This is a genomic window from Desulfobulbaceae bacterium (assembly GCA_015231515.1).
In the GTDB taxonomy this organism is placed as follows: Bacteria; Desulfobacterota; Desulfobulbia; order Desulfobulbales; family VMSU01; genus JADGBM01.
Genome location: JADGBM010000005.1, coordinates 1 through 20,903, shown reverse-complemented (window position 1 = coordinate 20,903; position 20,903 = coordinate 1). Strand labels below are relative to the sequence as shown.

Below are 20,903 nucleotides of genomic sequence, written 5' to 3'. Positions count from 1 at the left end.
CCTGAATAAAGCAGCAGTTTTATAGCTCCGCGGTGGGGATTCGTGGGCTGCAATCAATGCTTTTCAGGTCAATATCGCTTGTTTTAAGCATTGGGTCAAGTTCTGTGAATTTTCTAGCAGTTACCATCACCCGGCTTTCGTAGGAGCCTACAGCGTTATTGAAGGAGTTTACTGATTTTTCGAGTCCTTTTTTAATTTCAAAAAAGTGACCGCTCAGCACTGCCAGTCTGTCGTGTAATAGTTTGCCAAGTTCGCTGATTTTTTGTGCGTTTTCAGCAAGATGTTCCTGACGCCAGCCGAATGACACGGCTCGCAACAAGGCAATAAGTGTAGTTGGGGTCGCAATTATGACTTTTTGTTCAACACCAACTTCAATCAATTGGGGATCTTGTTCGAGAGCTGCGCTGAAGAAATTTTCACCCGGCAGGAATAGCACAACGAACTCTGGCGACTGAATAAATTGCTCCCAATATGCCTTGGCTGATAAATTCGTAATCTGTTTTCTAACATGTCTGGCGTGTTGGACAAGTTTTTCCTGGCGAATCTCCTCGGTTTTTGCTTCCTGGGCTTCCATATAGCTGTGTAAAACAGTTTTGGAGTCAACAACAATTTCCTTGTTATTGGGAAGTCTGATTATCATGTCCGGACGCAGTGGGCCATTGTCGCTCGCTATGGACTTCTGTTCAAAAAAATCACAGTATTCAACCATCCCCGCCAGCTCAACGACACGTCGCAGTTGGATTTCACCCCAGCGCCCGCGTACGGTGGGGCTGCGTAGGGCTTTGGATAGGGTCGCAGTCTCATTTTTTAAAGCAGTCTGCGTCATCGATAAGTTTTTAATCTGTTCCGTGAGGGATGCGTGGGCAGAAACGCGATCTATTTCGACTTGACGAATCTGGGCATCGACATTTGTTAGTGACTTTTGAACAGGTTTAAAAAGTTCCTGGATCGAAGTGGCCTGCTTGGAGAGTTCAACGCTGTTTTTTTGGTGTAACGTTGATAAGGCTTCTTTGGCTAAGGATAAAAACGATCTGGTGTTGCTGGTTTGAATGTCTGAGGCAAGGGATTTGAAGGAGTTTTTCAGCTCCTCTTGAGATTTCGCGATAAAGTCAGTTTGCTGTTCGGCACTTATTTTTAAGATGGAGAGGCGTGTTTCAAGTTCTGATATGCGTTCCCGTAAGTGCATTACAGTTTCAGTCTGGTTACTGTGCAACAGGTCTTTCTGGTTAAGTTTATGTTCAAAGGCCGAAAGTGAATCTGTAAGTTCTTCTATCTTTCGTTGCTTTTGTTCAAGTCTTTCTGTGGAAATTTGGACAAGGGTATTACGCTCCGTGTCTTTGCCAGCCAGTTGGTTGCTCAGTTTGTTTTTCATGAAAACATAAACAAATAAAGCTCCGATACTGATACCGGCGGAAAAGAAAACGATAGTTACTTGTATGGCAGTGAGAGGTGTTGTCATTTTGGATGAACTGATTGGAGGTTATTGATATGTTCCGGCGCAGATTAGTCTATGACAAAGGATATTCGATATGTCAATTTATTTGCTTTTAAAGGCCGGGAAGGAAGGCGCTGCAATTATGAGTGCACTAACCAACGAAAGTGGAGGCAAGTCATTAAATAGTGGCTTTGGTATTTTTTCCTTTAAAAAAAAAGAAATTGGTTGTAGGTTGTCGCATTCAATTGTTGACTAAAGATGTATTTAGTTGTCAGCGGAGAGGTGTCCGAGAGGCCGAAGGAGCACGCTTGGAAAGCGTGTGTATGGCAACGTACCGAGGGTTCGAATCCCTCCCTCTCCGCCACTTTGTTACATATTTTTAGAAATAATCGTTTATCTCTCTAATGGTTATTTCTGTCAGGATCTGACCCCTGTGAAAAGGGGAGGCAGTTTGATAGCCGGGTCCTGCGCAATAAAGGCTCATGAACTCCGCCAGGTCCGGGAGGAAGCAACGGTAATGACCACCTTTATGTGCCGCAGGGGTGCCTGGCTATCTTTTTTTATAGCAGGGCGGTGCCTTTAACTGTTCCGATTGAGCCTGGTCTGATAATTATTAATTGACAATTTATCATCGATTAATAATAACCCATGGTAGTTCATTTAATATTGATATTGAGCAACTGTCGGCCTCACGTTGAAAATGGCGCTCTTATTCTTTCTTAGTACCTAACTCTGTCTCATCTACCGTTATTTATGTCTTACCTCGTTCTCGCCCGAAAATGGCGACCTCAAAATTTTGACGATGTTGTTGGTCAAAAACCTGTCGTGCAGACCTTGCGAAATGCATTAAGTCGTGATCGTGTCGCCCATGCCATGATATTCAGCGGTGTGCGCGGTGTCGGCAAGACAACTATAGCCAGGATTATGGCCAAGGCTCTTAATTGTCATAATCCAGAGAAGGCTCCCTGTGACCTCTGTTCTTCCTGTAAAGAGATTAAATCCGGACAATCTATAGATCTCCATGAGATCGATGGCGCCTCCAATCGCGGCATCCAGGAAATTCGTGATTTAAAGGAAAATTTGAGATTTCTGCCGGCCAGCGAACGATTCAAAGTCATTATCATCGATGAAGTGCATATGCTGACCACCGAGGCCTTTAACGCTTTGCTCAAGACCTTGGAAGAGCCTCCCGAGCACGTCTATTTCATGTTTGCTACCACGGAGCTTCATAAAGTTCCGGTCACTATTTTGTCTCGTTGTCAGCGTTATGAGTTGAAACGTATTCCTTTTCAAGAGTTGAAGGCGTTTTTTGCCAAAATTGCGGCAATTGAATCGGTATCAATATCAGATGGCGCATTGGAGATTATAGCGACTGAGGCAGACGGCAGTGTGCGCGATGGCTTAAGTCTGCTTGATCAGATTTTCTCCTTTGGTGGTGAAACTGTAACAGAAAAAGACCTGCGGCAGGTGCTTGGCCTGGTGGACCGTAAAATATTTGTGGAGTTGGCAACAGAACTGTTAAGCGCAAATCTTGCTTTAGCGCTTAAGCATCTTAATGATAGCTATAGCCAGGGTATGGACGTTAAGCGCTTTGCCCAAGGGCTGTTGTATTGTTTTCGTTCTCTGATTATATGTGCGGTCAGCAAAGAACCCGAAGCGATTCTTGATGTTTCTGATGCTGAGATGACTGCCTTGAAAAAATTGGCAGGTACCTATACCTCCGAATCGTTAATCAGTGTTTTTGATATTTTGCTCAAAGGTGTTGAAGCCTTGCAGTATTCTACACAACCGAGGATGGCCTTGGAAATGTGCTTTGTGAAAGCGGTCCAGTCATCTGATATTGTTCCCGTTACAACATTGCTTTCTCGTTTAGATGCTCTGATAGCAGGGTGCCCAGCAGAGATCATTCGTCATGAGCCACTTATGGAAAATGTGGAGGTGAAAAGTGAGCCGGTGCCTGAAGACCATGCTGCTGAAGTTGATTCATCTGCTGTTACGCAGCACGATGTTACTCCTGTTCCAGTTGCAACGCCTGAGAAAGTTTCTGATGAATGTTTGGACGACGATTATGATGATAGTGACCAGACAATTGACGAATCCGAACCTGAGTTAAAATCGTTACAGGCTAAACTCTCATCGCCAGTGCCCAAAGACGTTGTGCGGGAATGGGATGGTTTTATCGGACACGTGCGTGAACGGAAAAAATGGATGGGTTCAACTTTGGGCCTGGCAGAAAAGGTGCGCGAGATAGATGGGCAGCTTGTCATAAAATTTGATGAACAGTCGGAATGTTTGTATCTGCAGGATCCCGCTAACTTAAAACTTTTAACTGAGTTTGCTCAGGATTTTTTTCAAAAAGAGATGGCCATTAAAATAGAGGTTGCAGGACTTGATGGAGTTGTCGACGGGGGAGAGGGGCAGCCGCAAGAGGAACGCAGAGCCCTTGCCAAAGATCCGCGGGTTCAAATCGCTGTCGAAGTTTTAGGTGGTCAGATTGCCGGAATACGAACTGGTCCGCGCAGTCGGTAAACAGAAGCAACATCTTAATGATACGACAAAATTGACTTTCGTTTAGAGACTAAAAACCAGAAATTATAGCAGGAGAAAAATATGGATATGACTCAAATTATGCAGCAGGCTCAGCAGTTTCAGAAGAAAATGGCTGACGTTCAGCAGCAATTAGCGCAACAGGTGATTACCTCAACTGTTGGTGGTGGAATGGTAACAGCTACCGTAAATGGTAAGAACGAACTGTTGTCGTTATCGATTGAAAAAGAAGTGATCAATCCTGAGGATCAGGGCATGCTGCAAGACCTTGTTGTTGCTGCTGTCAACGACGCCATGAAGAAGGCACGCGATGCAATGCAGAGTGAGATGTCTAAAATGACTGGTGGTATGAATATTCCGGGCCTTTCAAACCTTTTTGGTTAAGTATGGAAATAGTACCGGCACCATTAGCCAGGCTGATAAGTGACTTGGAAAAATTGCCAGGGATAGGCAAGAAAACTGCGACTAGATTGGCTTTACACATATTGCGTCGTTCCGAGGGTGAGGCGCATCAGCTGGCTCGTGATCTGGCAGATTTGCACAGTTCGATTAACATGTGTGATAACTGCTTTGCTTTCTCAGAGGATAATCCTTGCCGTATCTGTAGTGACAAAAGTCGTGACGACGGCTTGATCTGTGTTGTTGAAGGTCCGGGAGATTTATTGGTAATAGAAAAGACGGGAGTGTTCAAGGGGCTCTATCATATTCTCCACGGTGTGCTTTCGCCGATGGACGGTATCGGCCCCAATGAGATAAAAGTTGATGCTTTGATCGGTCGTATAAAGCAAGGTTCGGTTCGCGAAGTTTTAATTGGGACCAGCTCAACTGTTCCTGGTGAGGCAACGGCTTCATATCTTGCCGAAAAACTCCAGGGATTGGTCACTATATCGCGTCTGGCCTGTGGAATACCAATGGGTATGGATATTAAATATGCGGATGAACATACCTTGGCTCATTCGATTGAGTCCCGTGAAGTAACAGCTCGGAAATAGCTGAGAATAGTGTTAGTTGTAATATTAAATGGCGCCTTTTTTTGACAGGGTTAAAGAATGATTGTGCTTGACACAGGCGTCAATAGCTGGTAATTGCTCCGGATTGTTTAATATTGCATTTTTGATGCGTAGTATAACATCGTGTTTTTTTAGAGAGAAAACCCATAGGCGCGTAGCTCAGTTGGTTAGAGCGCTTGCTCGACACGCAAGAGGTCAGCGGTTCGACTCCGCTCGTGCCTACCAGATTTACGATAAAGCTTCGTACATTGTACGGAGCTTATTTGTTGATAATGACAGATTTTTCAATCTGTTAGCGAGAAAGAAATGTCAGAATTTAGCATTACAAATGGCGTAGAGACAGCGCAGGTGCCTCAAGGTGCTACTGCTGCAGATGCCATAAAAGCGCTTTATTCCAATAAGGTCAGAAAAAAAACAGTGGCAGTCAAACATGACGGCCTTCTGATAGATCTTGCCCAGGAACTTACTGCTGGAGGACTGGTTGAGCCAGTGACTCTTGACAGTGCTGAAGGGGTTGACGTTCTTCGTCATAGTGCTGCACACATCATGGCCCAGGCAGTTATTGATATTTTCGGCACAGATGTTCAAGTCACTATCGGGCCGGCAGTTCAAGATGGTTTTTATTACGATTTTGACAAGAATGAGCCTTTTTCAACTGATGACTTTGAAAAAATTGAGCATCGGATGCAGGAGATTGTTGACTCGCGAACTCCCTTTACCCGGCGAGAGATGTCAAAAGAGGACGCGGCAGCTTTTTTTAAGAATCAGGGGCAAAGGTATAAAGTAGAAATACTCGATGGTATTGAAGGTGATACTGTAAGCCTCTATGAGCAAGGCGGTTTCACCGACTTATGTCGTGGTCCACATTTGCCAGACACAAGCTGGTTAAAGGCATTTAAGATAATCAAGGTTGCCGGTGCTTACTGGCGTGGTGACGAAAAAAATGCCATGCTTCACAGATTGTACGGTACGGCCTTTGGTGATGCCAAAGAGTTGCGGTCGTATCTGCACAATCTTGAAGAAGCCAAAAAACGTGATCACCGCAAACTTGGTAAAGAGCTTGAGCTTTTTGCAATAAGTGACCAGGTAGGCCCCGGACTTATTTTGTGGCAGCCCAAAGGCGCCCAACTCCGAAGACTTCTTGAGGATTACTGGAAGGACGAGCATTATAAGAACGACTATGAGTTGCTCTTTACTCCGCAAATTGCCAAACGTGATCTGTGGCAAACTTCCGGTCACCTTGATTTTTATGTAGATGATATGTTCTCGCCTATGGATGTTGACGACGTCAGCTACCAGATTAAGCCGATGAACTGTCCGTTCCATATAGCAATTTATAAGACCAAAAAGCGCAGTTATCGAGATTTCCCAATTCGCTGGTGTGAACTTGGAACTGTTTATCGGTACGAACGGACTGGAGCTCTGCATGGCTTGATGCGCGTGCGGGGTTTCACACAAGACGATGCCCATATTTTTTGTCTGCCGGAACAGCTAGAGAGTGAGATATTTAATATTCTTGATCTCAATTTGCATATCCTCAGGACCTTTGGTTTTGATAATTTTGAAATATATCTTTCAACCAGGCCTGAAAAATATGTAGGAAGTGATGATCATTGGCAGCGATCCACAGAGGCCTTGAAGCTGGCCCTGGAGAAGAAAGGATTGGCGTACGAAATTGACCCTGGCGAGGGTGTTTTTTACGGGCCTAAGATCGATATAAAAATTAAAGACGTTCTTGGCCGTGCTTGGCAATGTTCAACCATACAGGTAGACTTTAATCTACCTGAACGTTTTGAGATCTCTTATACTGGTGAAGACGGGAAGGATCATCAACCCATCATGGTGCATCGAGCATTAATGGGTTCTCTTGAACGATTCTTCGGGGTCTTGATTGAGCATTACGCAGGCGCTTTTCCATTGTGGCTGGCACCTGTGCAGGCCAGAGTTATGAATATATCTGATGCTCAGATTGATTATTCAAACGAAGTTTATACGCAGCTTAAACGTGCCGGAGTTCGTGTTGAAAAAGATATACGTAACGAACAGCTAAATTATAAAATTCGTCAGGCACAACTTGTTAAGACACCTTTTATGGTGATTATTGGTGACAAGGAAGTTGAAAACAGGACAGTAACAGTACGATTGCGTGATGGTAGTAACCTCTCACCGATGTCAGTTCAGGAGTTTATTGACTATGTGACAGAGGAAAGTAAGGTGCCGGTTGTTGCTTAGGGCGGCAAACGCACCGGTTAGACGATAAGTTAACAGCAGGAGGTGGAGTATCAAAGGTCGAAAAAATCAGGCCAGTAAAGGCAAAGAGATCCGGGCCAGAATAAATGACGAGATCAACTGTAAGGAAGTCAGGGTAATTGATGCTGAAGGCGAGCAATTAGGGGTTTTGCCGGTAGCACAAGCCTTGGCTAAAGCTGAAGAAGCAGGGCTTGATCTAGTCGAGGTATCGCCAAGCGCAGAGCCTCCTGTCTGCCGTATAATGGATTACGGTAAGTATCGTTATGAGCAAAGTAAAAAACAGGCTGAGGCTAAAAAGAAACAGACTGTTGTTGAAGTTAAAGAGATCAAACTTCGGCCTAAAACCGAAAAACATGATATTGATTTCAAGTTAAAGAATATTCGTAAATTCTTACTTCAAAAAAATAAGGTTAAAATTACGGTTCGTTTTAGAGGCCGTGAAATAGTTTATGCCGATGTGCAGGGTCGTGAAACCTTGCAGAAAATGGCAGAAGCACTTGAAGATATAGCTGTTATTGTCCAGGAACCACAGATGGAAGGTCGACAAATGGCAATGTATGTCGGTCCGAAAGCGTAATAAGGAGAAATAGAAATGCCAAAGATGAAGACAAAGAGAGGCGCTGCAAAACGCTTTAAAAAAAGCGCCTCTGGTAAAATACTACGCGCTAAGGCTTTCACCAGCCATATTTTGACCAAAAAAAGTACCAAAAGAAAAAGAAATTTAAGGAAGGGTACTGAGGTAGATGGCGCAGATCTCAAGTCCATTAGGAAATTGATTCCTTATATGTAAATGTGAATGAGTTTTAGTGCATTACGATAAAAATATTTAAACACCGGATTTTAACCGGTGGTTATAATTGATTGAAAGGAGAATACGATGCCTCGAGTTACCCGTGGTTTTAAAGCGCGTCGACGAAGAAATAGAGTACTGAAAATGGCAAAAGGCTATGTCGGTGGACGTCATAGACTTTTCAGAACAGCAACTGAAGCTGTTGATCGTGCTTTGTGTTATGCTTATCGTGACCGTCGTCAGAAAAAAAGAGATTTCAGGGCCCTGTGGATTGCCCGAATTTCTGCAGCTGCCAAGATTAATGGCACTTCTTATAGTAAATTCATCGGCGGTCTGAAAAAAGCTAATATTGAGTTAGATCGAAAGGTTCTTTCCCATTTGGCTATCGTTGACGCGAACGCATTTTCACAAGTCATTAAACAAGCCTCTTAATTTGTACGTCCTGTAACGCTATGGAAGATGAACTACTTCGCCTGAAAAGCGAAGCATCGGGTAGCCTTGAAGCTGCATCTGATGAAAAGGCCCTTGAAGCATTCCGGATTGATTATCTGGGCAGAAAGGGTCTTTTTACTTCAGTAATGCGTAATCTTGGTAACGCCCCTGCCGAAGATCGCCCACGCCTGGGCAAACTTGCAAATACAATAAAAAATGAACTGGAAACTGCCTTTAGTGAAAGAAAAGAGCAGTTGTGCAGTTCTTTAGATACGACTACGAAGAAGATTGTTCTCGATGATCAGACCTTACCCGGTAGAGTTTTGCCTTTTGGGCGTTTACATCCAGTTACCCAAGTCATGGAGGAGATTTGCACTGTATTTGAGAGACTTGGATTTACAGTTGCTGAGGGCCCGGATGTTGAGATCGATTTTTATAATTTTGAGGGACTTAATATCCCTAAGCATCATCCTGCTCGGGATATGCACGATACCTTTTATGTGAGCAGCAACATACTGCTGAGAACGCATACATCGCCAATGCAGGTTCGGACGATGGAAAAACAGCCACCGCCCCTGCGGATGATTGCGCCCGGAAAGGTTTACCGTTGTGACTCTGATATTACACATACCCCTATGTTCCACCAGGTTGAAGGGTTTCTGGTTGATACGAAGGTATCCTTTGCCGATTTAAAGGGCATTTTGGCCGTTTTTATTGCCAAAATGTTTGATGAAAATACGGCAATACGTTTTCGTCCTAGTTATTTCCCGTTTACAGAACCAAGTGCTGAAGTTGATATAGCTTGTGTTATCTGTCGAGGTCAAGGTTGTCGAGTTTGCAAGCAGACTGGTTGGCTTGAAATACTGGGCGCCGGATTGATAGATCCAGAAGTATTTAAGAAGGTTGGGTATGACCCTGAGGCATACAGCGGTTTTGCCTTTGGGCTCGGAGTGGAGAGGATCGCGATGTTGAAATATGGGATTACTGACATCCGACTTTTTTACGAGAACGATATACGCTTTCTTAAACAGTTCTAGTTGGTTTAATTATGAAATTTACTGTTAACTGGTTGAAACAATACGTCGATTTTGAACTTTCGGCTGATGAACTTGCTGACAGACTGACAATGCTCGGTCTTGAAGTTGATGCGGTGGAACCACTCTACTCAGGACTTGACCAAATATTGGTATCGAAAGTTGTCAATGTTTTCGATCATCCAAATGCTGACAAGCTGCACTTATGTGATGTCGACGTTGGTGGGGACATAAAGCGTGTTGTCTGTGGCGCCCCCAATGTTAAGGCGGGTATGCTGGCCGCAATTGTCTTACCGGGAAGTACAATCAATGGCTTTAAGGTCAAGAAGGCTAAGATCAGAGGTGAGGCCTCTGAGGGGATGTTATGTTCCGAGAAAGAGCTTGGTCTCAGTGATGGTCATGGCGGGATCATGGTGCTTCCTGAAACCTCAGTTGTCGGGCAGACACTTACGCAGGCACTCGACCTTGATGATACACTTATCGAAGTTGATCTTACCCCGAATCGACCAGACTGTACGAGTGTTATAGGGGTTGCCCGTGAGGTTGCCGGTGTTGTCGGCGGCTCCTTAAAAAACAGTACTCCAACAGATTTACCAGTGTTAACTGGAAGCAAATCCTTTAGTGTTGTTGTTGATGCACCTGATGATTGTCCTCGCTACGCTGCTCGTCTTCTAAAAAATGTCACTATTTCAGAATCGCCGTGGTGGTTGAAACGAATACTTTTGGCCGTTGGCTTGCGCCCGATTAATAATGTTGTCGACATTACCAACTTTGTAATGCTTGAGCACGGCCAGCCACTTCATGCCTTTGATTTTAATCGTATTGCTGGCCAGAAGATTGTAGTACGGCATGCAGGTGCTAATGAGAAGATGCAGACCCTTGACGGTACGGTGCGCGACCTTGATGAGCAGATGCTTCTTATCTGTGATGCAGAAAAGCCTGTCGCAATTGCCGGCGTTATGGGGGGAGGGAACTCTGAAGTCAGTAACCAGACAACTGATATCCTGTTGGAAAGCGCCTATTTTAATCCCATCAGTGTTCGACGTACCAGTAGAACGCTTAAATTGAGTACAGATGCCTCGTATCGTTTTGAACGAGGTGTTGACCCAAAAGGGACTATCGTCGCACTTGACCGTGCTGCACAGTTGATTGTTGAGTTGGCTGGGGGGCAAGTAGATGAGGGTGGATGTGACTGCGTAGGTAAGCTGCCCGAAAATCCACCCATTGCACTTCGTCTTAGCAAGGTCAACGATTTGTTGGGAACGGATCTTTCCCTGGTTGAAGTGGCCTCATTTTTAAATGGAATCCAAATTGCCACTGAAGTCAAAGACGATCAGACCCTTACGGTGTTCCCTCCAAGTTTCAGGGTTGATCTGGATCGAGAAATTGATCTTATTGAAGAGATTGCCCGCTTAAAAGGTTACAACGAAATTGCCTCGACGCTGCCAACTGTGCCGATGAGTTTTTCTGAACAGGATGATATCAGACGGACTCGTAAGCAACTATCCGGAATCATGGTTTCTCTAGGCCTTTACGAGGCTGTGAATTATAGTTTTATATCGCCAAAGCATTACGATATGCTTCAGCTTAGCGTTGATGATTACCGTCGCAACTCTGTCCAAATTATCAATCCACTTACTGATGACCAGTCGGTGATGCGAACTATGCTGCTGCCTGGACTTCTTGAAAATGTGCGGCATAATTTGAATCGCCAAACATCTGATGTGGCGCTCTTTGAGATTGGCAAGGTTTTTCTGCCATGTGCTGATCAAGAGTTGCCTGATGAGGTGACACGGCTCTGTGCAGTTTTCAGCGGTAGACGTAACCCTGGCTCATCACATTATCATTATGGTACAGACAGTATCGAACTCATTGATATAAAAGGAAAGATAGAAACGATTGTCAATGAGCTTCGACTCAGCGCTGCTAGTTTTTCAGTTCCTGAAACTGGTTTGACCTACTCAGAAAAAGGATTTACTGTTGAGGTCAATATTGCTGATACGCTTATTGGCTATATGGGAAAAGTTGAAAAATCCTGTCTGAAATCCTTCGGGATTAAACAGGACGTGTTTTTCTTAGACATTGACATTACTGCTCTTGTTAAACTTTCAACAACACCAACCGTGTTTGTACCAATTTCAAAATATCCCTCTGTTAACTGGGATCTTGCTTTGGTTGTTCCCGATTCAGTTGGTGCCGGCACCCTTACGGACGCGATATTAACTGCAGCGTTACCACTGGTAAAAGGCGCCGAGATTTTTGATGTATATAGTGGAAAACCTATTGAAGAAGGTTTTAAAAGTGTAGCCCTCTCGATTACATATCACTCAGACGAGCAAACGTTAGATGATGAAAAAGTTGGTGTAGTTCACCAAAAAATAATTGATTTGGTAGCTGCTAAATTTGACGGAAAATTACGGGAGATGTAGGGGTGACACGGGAAAACATTACTCGAAAAGATCTTGCAGACGCCATTAACGATAAGATGGGCTTTTCTAAGCGCACTTGCAGCACCATCGTTGATGAGTTTTTTGAATGTATTAAACAAAATCTTCTTGTTGAAAAAAACGTTAAACTTGTTCAGTTTGGTACCTTTAAGGTTCGGAAGAAATCTCCTCGTGTAGGACGTAATCCCAAGACTGGTGAGTCTATGGAGATATCACAAAGAAGTATGGTTTCATTTAAGCCAAGCAAGGTTCTTCGGGCTGAAATTAACCGAGGCCAAGTGTAAGTATTCATTTAATTGGATTGTTACTGTGGGGCAACCAAACGGATTTGCTCAAATTCCAGATAAAGCGTATTTTAAAATAGGTGAAGTGTGTGATATTACAGCAATTAAATCACACACCTTGCGTTATTGGGAGTCTGAGTTTACTGTAATAAAGCCTCAACGTGCCGATTCAAAGCAACGGCTTTATCGGAAAGTTGATGTTGAAAATGTCCTGAAAATCAAAAGCTTGATTTATGATAAAGGGATGACTCTTGCCGGAGTCAAAAAGTATTTGGCACAGGAAAAAACTGATCATAAGGAACAAAAAACCAGTTCCCCTCAGGTCGGAAATATATTAGGTAGAATTAAGGAAGAACTGGTCTCAATAAAAAAAATACTGTCGTAAGTAATATGGTTTTTTAAGATTGTGTCGGGATGTAGCGCAGCCTGGTAGCGCACTTGACTGGGGGTCAAGGGGCCGGAAGTTCGAATCTTCTCATCCCGACCATTGTTAGTATTAAGCACCTAACTCTTTTTGAGTTAGGTGCTTTTTTTATTTGCAAACAATTTGCAAACTTTTGCTCTGGAATGGAAAGGATAGATCACCAGTTGTCGAGTATCTTTGTATTCCTTGCCATTGTTATTTCCGATATCCCACTCTTGAATATATTCTGATTAACTCTACTTTGTTACATTAAAGACACATTAATCAATTGAAATAATTGATTAATTTTTGATATTAGTTCTACTTTGTCACATTTAATTCTCTCGTCATTCCCGCATGCTTTTGGCGGGAATCCAGGAAAGAAGTGGGACACTTCCCATATTTAACCCGCAGATAATTCTTTAGGATAATCACGAGAAAATATATTCAGCCTGTTTTTTCGGCCGAGAGCGTTGCCCTTACTTTGGCAATGGAGGCAGAACGCAAGTTTTGCAAAAGTCAAGAGCGGACCCGACCCCTTTTTTTTACTCGCCCCCTTTTCTTCTTTTTTCTTTCTTTTCCTTTTCTGTTGACAACATCAATATATCTCGCAATAGTCTGTTTTGTGTGATAGGAAAACAATAGCATTGTGCAGTTGCCATCTTGCCCTGTCAGTACCATTGCTCGTAGCTCGCACACCACGGCCTCAGGAGGGCTCTGAACGTTTGGGGACTAGCAAGTAACAAAAGAGTAGTGTCGGGGGGCAGCTCATCATTCGCCTTACGGCAGAATTGGCGCGAAAAACTGGTGACTTTCCATGTTAGGGCACTAATATCGGAATATATGGAAAATATACATAGAAACGCAATAGTGTGGAATAAGTGGAAAGTATTTTCCACTTTGAAGGCTATATATCACAATATATGGAAAATTTCGTAATATATTACGGCCAATAGCATGGAAAGTTTCCACTTATTAACAATGTTGGGCTTAATAGGCACAAATATAAATAAGTATCGTAAGTAAAGGAGTCAAAATGGTCAAAATTCATCTTGCACAGATTTATTACAATACTTCATATTACGATCCTCCAATTGACTACCTTGAAGAGCCAGTTGCTTTTAACGAAAAGAATAATCCTCTCGGGAAATTACGTTCAATTGATGAAATACAAGAGTACCTAGTTGAGTCCAAAAGTACATATGTCGAGCATATCCGCGCCAAATTACTGAATATTGCAAATTGGTCAGGTGAAAACAACTGCCACCTGCTTGTTTTTCCGGAATATTCGGTCCCACCGCAAGTACTTTTAGAATTACGAAAAGTATCCATAGAATATTCGATGATTATTGTTGCAGGGACTCATCGAGTCCAGTCTGGAGCCAATGCAGAATCGATATACCGTAATTTGAAAATTTATGAAGATTCCAATTTTGTAGGTAGTGCATGTAGCCCCATCATTTGTCCTGATGGAACAGTGTATCTCGCAAAAAAAATTAAAAAATCGAAATGGGAACCGAACTTAGTTACACCGGAAAAAGAACCAAAATCTTTTCGAATTGAATGTAAGGGGGAACCAATATTAATTTCTGTAATTCCCTGTATTGACAGTCTCCACACAGAAGTTATAGGGAAAATTTTATCAAACAAGGAACAACAACCTAATATAATAATTTGCCCTTCAGAGTCGCCACCTACAGCTTTATTTGAATCTATAGCCAATCTTCTTGCCTCCAGTGAAACACTCTTTTGTTATGCCAATACAGCAGAATTTGGGGGGTCGTTTTACAATATTCCAGAAGCTTGGGGGACATACCTAAAAGGTCATGCGCATTTCTATGATAAGTTGCCATCGAAAACTGAAGCTATACTTGAATTGACCGTAGATCAAAATTGTTTTTATGCCAAAAAAGGATCATTAAATAACGCACCAAATTGTTACCACCCTTTCCCTTATCCAATAATTTGTATAAAGGAAAGTGAATGGTTAAATGATATTGAAGCATTTAAAAAAGAGACAATTGAATGGCTGAAAGCATCTGATATATCACCAGCTATAGAGTGGATGGATCTTTTTTTGTCAGAGAATTTTGCAAAACTCCCGAATCTTGTTGGGCAAAATTTGAAGTATATCAGGCATAGCATTTTGCCTTTATACGATGGCGGCATTGATACTATTGAAAAGTCATTTTTAAATGTCCCAATCGACGAGAAGGTTGAAAATACGACTTTGTTATGGGCAATTAGGGTAAATAGTACAATCGATATCCTTTCTAAACTTATAAAAAATATCCCTGATGATTTAGCGGACGATTTATTTGCATGCCTAAAATATTTAAGAAAAATTTCCAAAAAATTACCCTCTATACCTAATGATCTTCCAGCAAACCTCTCTTTAATTCCGACACAACCTATTGTTCAGCAAGAATTTTCCGGAGAAAGAGAAATCATTGAATCTTTCCAAAATCGAGGGTCTGATGTCGATCAAATTCGTAACTTTTTGGGCAACCCGGACAATAAGGTAATTGTTGTTACTGGCGCTATTGGTATGGGGAAAAGTTCTTTTGTTCATTGGATGTTTAAAAAACAATTTGGGGATTGGGAAATATTAAGAGTCTATATTTCAAAAGAAGCAAGAGCGCCAAGGCTTATTGCCGAGATTGGGTATTTAGTTGGTATCTTTATTGATATTGACAGCCTGTCTACTGCAACTGGCAATGTCTTTCGTCAAATTGTTAGGAAAATATTTATAGAATTTTATAAAAAACCCAAAAGAGCATTAGTGATTGATGACCTCCATGATATTTTAAAATCAGGGACGGCTCGCGACCATAATCAACTGTCAATTATGATGGAAGAAGCTGCAAACTGCAAACAATATATAGGAGGTAGATTGTTTATTGTCAGCAGTCAATGGCTTCCCTGGAAATGGGTGAACAATTCAGGTGTTGCCCATTTGCCACTAAAAAGAATCAACGATATATACGCAAGAAGAATTATTGAGTTTCACATGCGCCGTTGCAACCTTATAAAAGATGAGTCAATACCAGAGCCGCCACAGGATTTAATCGATTTGGTAAAGGGGCATCCTCTTTCAGCAAAAATTGTTGTCGATGCAATTAAAGATAAAGAATTCAGTGAATTATCAAGCATTATAAAGGTGAATGAAATTAGTGGCTATGTGGCTGGTGAATTGCTCAAGCATGTCTCACTTTCAGAAGATGAAAAAAATGCCTACAACTTTTAGCTGTCTTCAGAAAACCTATCGAATTAAGCTTACTAAAAAAAGTGTCGGAATCAGAACTAGAGAAAATAATTAATGAATTATCAACAAGATGTATTTTGAATTTTGATGGTAAATATTTGGAAATGAATGAAGCAGTTAGACGGTATTTTATCACTACTATAAAAAAGGAAGACAATGATTCATTTCATAATACTGCTGCAAAGTATTATCAGGACAAATACGAATATGAACTAGATCTTATAAATAAAAACCCAAGTATTGTGGCTGAGTTTGTTCATCATCTATCCATGTCAGAACAAATTGATAAAGCTAAGGAGTTGAAAATATTAATTGTAGAAGAGATAAAGCCAACAGCAAGAAAATTATATAGAGATAAACAATACAGCAAATCTTTCGAACTATATAGATTGTTACAGAAAATTGTACCAGATGACGTTGAGGTGCTTGCTTATATTGGCAGATGCAACGCTAGACTGGGGCAATGGAATAGCTGTGATCAGGCTTTTGAATCTGCTATTGAGGTGGCAAGAAAGATTGGCCAGCAGGTATGGTGGTTGTATAGAGATTGGGGCCATATAAAAGCTCGTTACAACTATTTTGATGATGCTAAAGATTATTTTGAGAAAGCTTCATATCATAGGCCTGACGACCCATCAATAAAATCGTCATTAGCCTACATGCATTGGCGTCAAGACGAGCATGGTCTTGCCAGAGACTTATTTGAAGAGGTTTTGAATGACAATCCTTATCACAAATACACTTTAACTTTTTATTCTCGGTTCTTGAGTGAGACCGGTGACTACGTCAATGCCAAACTCCTTAAGGAAAGACTAAATAACCTAGAAAACGATTATGAGTATCGTAAGCCAATTGAATACGACATAGATGAAGATTATGATGATTAAATTCAATTACATAGCCCAACAAGGCCAATTCACCAGAAAAGCAGGGGATAGGCATGTTGAAGTGTATTGGCTAATTTAAGTTCACTCTCACTGCAATCACCAGCGTTCCCCTGTTTTCTGGTGATTGCAACGTTCGTGCGCCAAGCGCAGCTTGGTGCTTCTTATAGGGTGCCTTGCCCAGTATCAAGGTGAGAAGTCCCAATCGGGTAAAGCTTAACCAGCAGCCCGTACCGAGTGTTGCGCGACTCGCGGAGCTGGAACTAAGGCGAACAACAGTCGTGAAGCGTACACAGGGAACACTGTAGGCCGCAGGGGAGACGTACCTCCCCAAAGCAATTCAGCCCCGTTAGTAGAAAAGAAGCAGTTGGCGACGGTTTTAACGTGCCGGAAGCCAGCACACAGAGATCGCTATGGTGAGATCTTGAGGGACTGCCGGGGTCCGAGAGCGTGGCATGTAGTGAGAGAAGCATCAGGAACTCGAAGTCTGCGCTTATCTGGGAGACCCTTACTCTTCCTCCGATCGAAGGATTGGAGGTAGGACGTATCAACCGCAAGAAGAGCGTCCGACGGGATTAAGGGAGTCAGATCATCTCATAGTACTCTGAGACGGTAGGGCCGTTCACATGGGGAAGGGGATGACGGTATTGTGTAGCTCGCAAAGGAAACATATGCAGATACGACAGGCTGATAAACATATGCAAACCTCACTGCGGGGAATAGCAAAAAGAGCAAAGGAAGATCCAAAACACCGATTCGGAAATCTGTATAGCCTGTTGAACGAAAAGAACCTGATAGAGTGCTTTCCGCAGTTAAACCGGAAGGCAGCCCCAGGAGTGGATGGAGTTGACTGGAAAGCCTTTGAAACGGATCTGGAAGAAAATGTTAGCCAGTTGGCAACAGCTCTGAAGGAGAAGCGTTATAAGGCCAAGCTGGTACGTCGCCGTAATATTCCAAAACCCGGCGGCAAACAGCGCCCGCTCGGAATCCCGGTGATCGGCGATAAATTAGTGCAGTCTGCTGCCGCTCAGATATTGTCAACAATATATGAGCAGGACTTTTTGCCCTGTAGCCATGGTTATCGACGAGGCAAAGGCCCGCAGCGGGCTGCTCTCGAACTTAGCCAAAAGCTGCACCGGGGTAGATATCGTTGGGTAGTTGATGCCGATATCAAGGGGTTCTTTGACCACATCGACCACGAGTGGTTGCTGAAAATGCTGGAACAGCGGATCAATGACCGTGCTTTTATCGGGCTGATTCGTAAATGGTTGAAGGCCGGTATTCTTGAGGAAGATGGACAGGTTGTATTCCCTGTAACCGGAACTCCTCAAGGCGGTGTAGTTTCAGCCGTACTAGCCAACATCTACCTGCACTATGTACTCGATTTATGGTTTGAGAAGATTGTAAAGCCACGTTGCAGCGGAGATGTAATGCTGATGCGTTTTGCAGACGATTTTGTCTGTTGCTTTCAGTATCGCGAAGATGAACAACGGTTCTCCAAAGACCTCGGTATGCGCCTGGGAAAGTTCAAATTAGAGCTGTCTGTCGAGAAAACGAAGGTGATTAAATTCACCCGATTCGAGACCGAGAATAACAATAGCTTTACCTTTCTAGGATTCGAATATCGCTGGGGTCTGAGTAGAGCAGGAAAACCGTTGATGACGATGCAGACAGCCATGTCTAAGTTCCGAGTTGCCTTGGCTGCGATTGAAGACTGGATAAAGAAAGATCGCAGCAAACTTGGAACCGCTGCATTGCTCACCAAGCTCAAGCAGAAACTGCAAGGACACTTCAATTATTACGGAGTTAGCGGTAACTGTGATATGCTGCGGAAATTTCGCTGGCATGCGTGTCAGATAGTCTTCAAGTGGTTAAATAGGCGAAGTCAGAGGAAGAGCTGTAATTGGACAGGGTTCAGAGAAATGTTATCCTATTTCAAGATACCCACTCCAAGAATTATCGGATATTGGTAGAAACCCTTTGCGCTTGTACGAGGCGAACAATACTGAGGAGCCCTGTGCGGGAAAACCGCACGCAGGGATCTGTGAGAGGGCGGTCGGGAAACTGGCCGTTCTATCTCGATGGCTACAAAAAAGTCATAGATCGTATAAACAATTGGAGAAATTATGAGATTATCGGATAGAGACGCCCAACTTTTTTTTGATTTGATGTGGGGGCTTCAATATTTTGTCAATCAGAAACAAAAAATAAATAATAATATTAAAAGCTTGAAGGAATATATAAAATGTTCCACAGAAGAAAAGCTTGAAGTCCGCACAGCTCTTTATTCGGATATTAAAATTATTGATTCTTATATTCAAGAAAACCCTCAGAAGTTATCTGTAGAGAGGTTAGATATTATTTCTGGATGGAAATGCTTTGTTAAAGGAAATTTCCATATTGAAAGATATTTAAAACGATGTGCAATATTCATTGAAAATGATGAAGTCTACGGAGTGTTAGCTCTCCATCAAAATTTCGATGAACTTATTCACCGTTCTCGCCTCCCTATGTATGTCCAAACAGTTTTATTACCATTTCAAGGTAAAATTATATATGATGGACTCTTTCAGGCACATAACATCTATTTTGGTAGTGGAATAAAACGTGAATTGAAGGAATCCTATATGGCAGCCAAGCAAAACAATCGTATTATTGAAAGTTTTGATACTGCTAAAAATGATAGCCAAAAAAAGAAAGAAAATACGAATACGCCTCTTAAAAATTGGAGATCTGAATTAAATGAGCTTTCCAATGGCTCCAAAAAATTAACAGGTAAGGCATCCGATCCGGTAATATTTAGTCCCGCATTTAGCTTGGTTAAGGCAAGCATTGAATTTGCGCAATCTGCAGTATCAAACCCAGATGACCAAGAAGGACTTTATAAAGCTTTAAACAAAGTAAGGCGTGCATACAACAAATCGAACACTGTACTTAATCGTCAAGAATAATAATAAAAGCCGAACAAGACGGTTGCACCTGATTGCAGGGGCCGCGCCGTTTTTGAAAATTTTATGTGTTCGTGAGTCCTTGGCATTTAGATAGTTTTGTGGAAGCCCCTGCGACAGTTGAACCGCGACGTTATGAAGGATAGAACGGATATTAATGGAGATATTTACTGAGTTCTCGATAGAAGTTTTGATGTGACCCGAAAGAATAAAGGTAAAGAATCGAACCTTCGATCTCGTATGCTAGCAGAATAAGGTTGTTTCCGACTTTGTATTTATAAACTCTTATTCCTTGTAGGTCTCCTTTTTTCAAGTCGCCTATGTCAGGGGTGGTCATGATTGTTTTGATGGCCTCATCCAGTTTTTTAATCTGGTTTTTCTTCAGTTTCTTTTTTTGTCGGGCAAAAGTCGGAGATTGGATAATCTCTGAAATATTATCCATACATTATTCTCCAAAAACATATTGAGTGCCTAGTCCAGATTTTATTTCTTCTTTACCAATTAAAATATCTTGGATAAAGGGAAGTGGTAGCTCAGGATTTTCTTCAATTATTTGGCCGATTTTTGCCCAATACTCAATCTGTCCTGCTACTGATCGTTTGAATACTTTGGATTGTACTTTTGCTTTTGCGACAAGTTCATCAGAAATTTTGACTGCGGTTGACATATCGTCTCCTTTATTTTGAGTTTTGTTTTATATTGACATATAAAGTTTTTTATTGCAACTAAACGTATCAAAAAGTCATAATCGGGTAGCCGGGGGTTTTTAACCCCCAGCCCCCACACCACCTTGCATGCGGCTCCGCACAGGGCGGTTCACTTGGGATGATGAAGCTTGATCCATCCATCGCGTAACGAATAAAGACCCTGGGATTTCAGATAAGCATTTGATAACGCCTGTTGTATTCCCGGAGTTTTAGAGCTACGCCATGGGCCTTTGCTGGTAATCGGGGGTCGTGAATGGGGGGCGTGAATGGTGGCGTGAATGGGGTCGGACCGAGCCAACATTCCGATATGACAACACAATAGAAAGAAAAATGACCTAAAATCATCCTTAGAAGGTCGATTTTGATATCAAAAATGAACCGTTAAGGAAAATGCCGAGAACTTAACATCCCTTACAGCACCCATTTCACGCCTGAAAATGACCGTTTAAGGCCAGAAAACATGCATT

General features: G+C 42.4%; 19 protein-coding genes, 3 tRNA genes and 1 other RNA gene. 20 read left to right on the top strand and 3 right to left on the bottom strand.

Going from position 1 to position 20,903, the window contains the following annotated elements; translation table 11 throughout:
• Positions 1-19 precede the first annotated feature (19 nt).
• A complete protein-coding gene (gene rmuC / locus HQK80_01795) occupies positions 20-1,459 on the bottom strand; it encodes a DNA recombination protein RmuC (protein ID MBF0220953.1) in 1,440 nt (479 codons plus the stop codon).
• Between the two features lie 70 nt (positions 1,460-1,529).
• On the opposite strand from rmuC, the gene HQK80_01790 reads away from it, so the two are divergent.
• The 20 genes from HQK80_01790 to HQK80_01695 all read left to right on the top strand — a co-directional run bounded on the left by HQK80_01790 (position 1,530) and on the right by HQK80_01695 (position 19,732).
• Positions 1,530-1,691 carry a hypothetical protein gene (locus tag HQK80_01790; protein ID MBF0220952.1) on the top strand — a complete coding sequence of 54 codons (162 nt, stop codon included), beginning with the start codon at positions 1,530-1,532 and terminating at the stop codon, positions 1,689-1,691.
• Between the two features lie 20 nt (positions 1,692-1,711).
• Positions 1,712-1,799, top strand: a tRNA-Ser gene (locus HQK80_01785).
• A 92-nt stretch (positions 1,800-1,891) separates the two neighbouring features.
• Positions 1,892-1,990, top strand: an RNA gene (gene ffs, locus HQK80_01780) — signal recognition particle sRNA small type.
• Positions 1,991-2,188: 198 nt separating this feature from the next.
• Positions 2,189-3,964: a DNA polymerase III subunit gamma/tau gene (gene dnaX / locus HQK80_01775; protein MBF0220951.1), complete on the top strand. Its 1,776-nt coding sequence runs from the start codon at positions 2,189-2,191 to the stop codon at positions 3,962-3,964.
• A gap of 81 nt (positions 3,965-4,045) precedes the next feature.
• Positions 4,046-4,366, top strand: a complete 321-nt coding sequence (locus HQK80_01770) for a YbaB/EbfC family nucleoid-associated protein (GenBank protein MBF0220950.1) — start codon at positions 4,046-4,048, stop codon at positions 4,364-4,366.
• Between the two features lie 2 nt (positions 4,367-4,368).
• Positions 4,369-4,974: a recombination protein RecR gene (gene recR, locus HQK80_01765; protein ID MBF0220949.1), complete on the top strand. Its 606-nt coding sequence runs from the start codon at positions 4,369-4,371 to the stop codon at positions 4,972-4,974.
• Positions 4,975-5,140: 166 nt separating this feature from the next.
• Positions 5,141-5,217: transfer RNA gene (locus HQK80_01760), tRNA-Val, on the top strand.
• A gap of 81 nt (positions 5,218-5,298) precedes the next feature.
• Positions 5,299-7,224 carry a threonine--tRNA ligase gene (gene thrS / locus HQK80_01755; protein ID MBF0220948.1) on the top strand — a complete coding sequence of 642 codons (1,926 nt, stop codon included), beginning with the start codon at positions 5,299-5,301 and terminating at the stop codon, positions 7,222-7,224.
• Positions 7,225-7,273: 49 nt separating this feature from the next.
• Complete coding sequence (locus HQK80_01750; protein ID MBF0220947.1) at positions 7,274-7,819, top strand: translation initiation factor IF-3; 546 nt, start codon at positions 7,274-7,276, stop codon at positions 7,817-7,819.
• Positions 7,820-7,834: 15 nt separating this feature from the next.
• Positions 7,835-8,032, top strand: a complete 198-nt coding sequence (gene rpmI / locus HQK80_01745; GenBank protein MBF0220946.1) for a 50S ribosomal protein L35 — start codon at positions 7,835-7,837, stop codon at positions 8,030-8,032.
• Positions 8,033-8,119: 87 nt separating this feature from the next.
• Positions 8,120-8,464 (top strand): 50S ribosomal protein L20, encoded by a 345-nt coding sequence (gene rplT / locus HQK80_01740; protein ID MBF0220945.1) that lies wholly within the window; start codon positions 8,120-8,122, stop codon positions 8,462-8,464.
• A gap of 20 nt (positions 8,465-8,484) precedes the next feature.
• Positions 8,485-9,501 (top strand): phenylalanine--tRNA ligase subunit alpha, encoded by a 1,017-nt coding sequence (gene pheS, locus HQK80_01735; protein MBF0220944.1) that lies wholly within the window; start codon positions 8,485-8,487, stop codon positions 9,499-9,501.
• Positions 9,502-9,512: 11 nt separating this feature from the next.
• Positions 9,513-11,927: a phenylalanine--tRNA ligase subunit beta gene (locus HQK80_01730; protein ID MBF0220943.1), complete on the top strand. Its 2,415-nt coding sequence runs from the start codon at positions 9,513-9,515 to the stop codon at positions 11,925-11,927.
• A gap of 2 nt (positions 11,928-11,929) precedes the next feature.
• Positions 11,930-12,229, top strand: a complete 300-nt coding sequence (locus HQK80_01725) for an integration host factor subunit alpha (protein MBF0220942.1) — start codon at positions 11,930-11,932, stop codon at positions 12,227-12,229.
• Positions 12,230-12,254: 25 nt separating this feature from the next.
• On the top strand, positions 12,255-12,614 hold the full coding sequence (locus HQK80_01720) for a MerR family transcriptional regulator (GenBank protein ID MBF0220941.1): 360 nt from the start codon (positions 12,255-12,257) through the stop codon (positions 12,612-12,614).
• A gap of 25 nt (positions 12,615-12,639) precedes the next feature.
• Positions 12,640-12,716 (top strand) — tRNA-Pro (locus HQK80_01715).
• Positions 12,717-13,668: 952 nt separating this feature from the next.
• Complete coding sequence (locus HQK80_01710; GenBank protein MBF0220940.1) at positions 13,669-15,879, top strand: ATP-binding protein; 2,211 nt, start codon at positions 13,669-13,671, stop codon at positions 15,877-15,879.
• Between the two features lie 41 nt (positions 15,880-15,920).
• The gene (locus HQK80_01705; GenBank protein ID MBF0220939.1) at positions 15,921-16,784 is read left to right on the top strand and encodes a hypothetical protein; all 864 of its coding nucleotides are present in this window, start codon (positions 15,921-15,923) and stop codon (positions 16,782-16,784) included.
• A 695-nt stretch (positions 16,785-17,479) separates the two neighbouring features.
• Positions 17,480-18,754: a group II intron reverse transcriptase/maturase gene (ltrA, locus tag HQK80_01700; GenBank protein MBF0220938.1), complete on the top strand. Its 1,275-nt coding sequence runs from the start codon at positions 17,480-17,482 to the stop codon at positions 18,752-18,754.
• A gap of 153 nt (positions 18,755-18,907) precedes the next feature.
• Positions 18,908-19,732 carry a hypothetical protein gene (locus HQK80_01695; GenBank protein MBF0220937.1) on the top strand — a complete coding sequence of 275 codons (825 nt, stop codon included), beginning with the start codon at positions 18,908-18,910 and terminating at the stop codon, positions 19,730-19,732.
• A 151-nt stretch (positions 19,733-19,883) separates the two neighbouring features.
• Here HQK80_01695 and HQK80_01690 read toward each other — a convergent pair whose 3' ends face one another.
• Together HQK80_01690 and HQK80_01685 are read right to left on the bottom strand one after the other, a co-directional pair.
• Complete coding sequence (locus tag HQK80_01690) at positions 19,884-20,171, bottom strand: type II toxin-antitoxin system RelE/ParE family toxin (protein ID MBF0220936.1); 288 nt, start codon at positions 20,169-20,171, stop codon at positions 19,884-19,886.
• A gap of 3 nt (positions 20,172-20,174) precedes the next feature.
• Complete coding sequence (locus HQK80_01685) at positions 20,175-20,396, bottom strand: ParD-like family protein (protein MBF0220935.1); 222 nt, start codon at positions 20,394-20,396, stop codon at positions 20,175-20,177.
• Between the last annotated feature and the right edge of the window lie 507 nt (positions 20,397-20,903).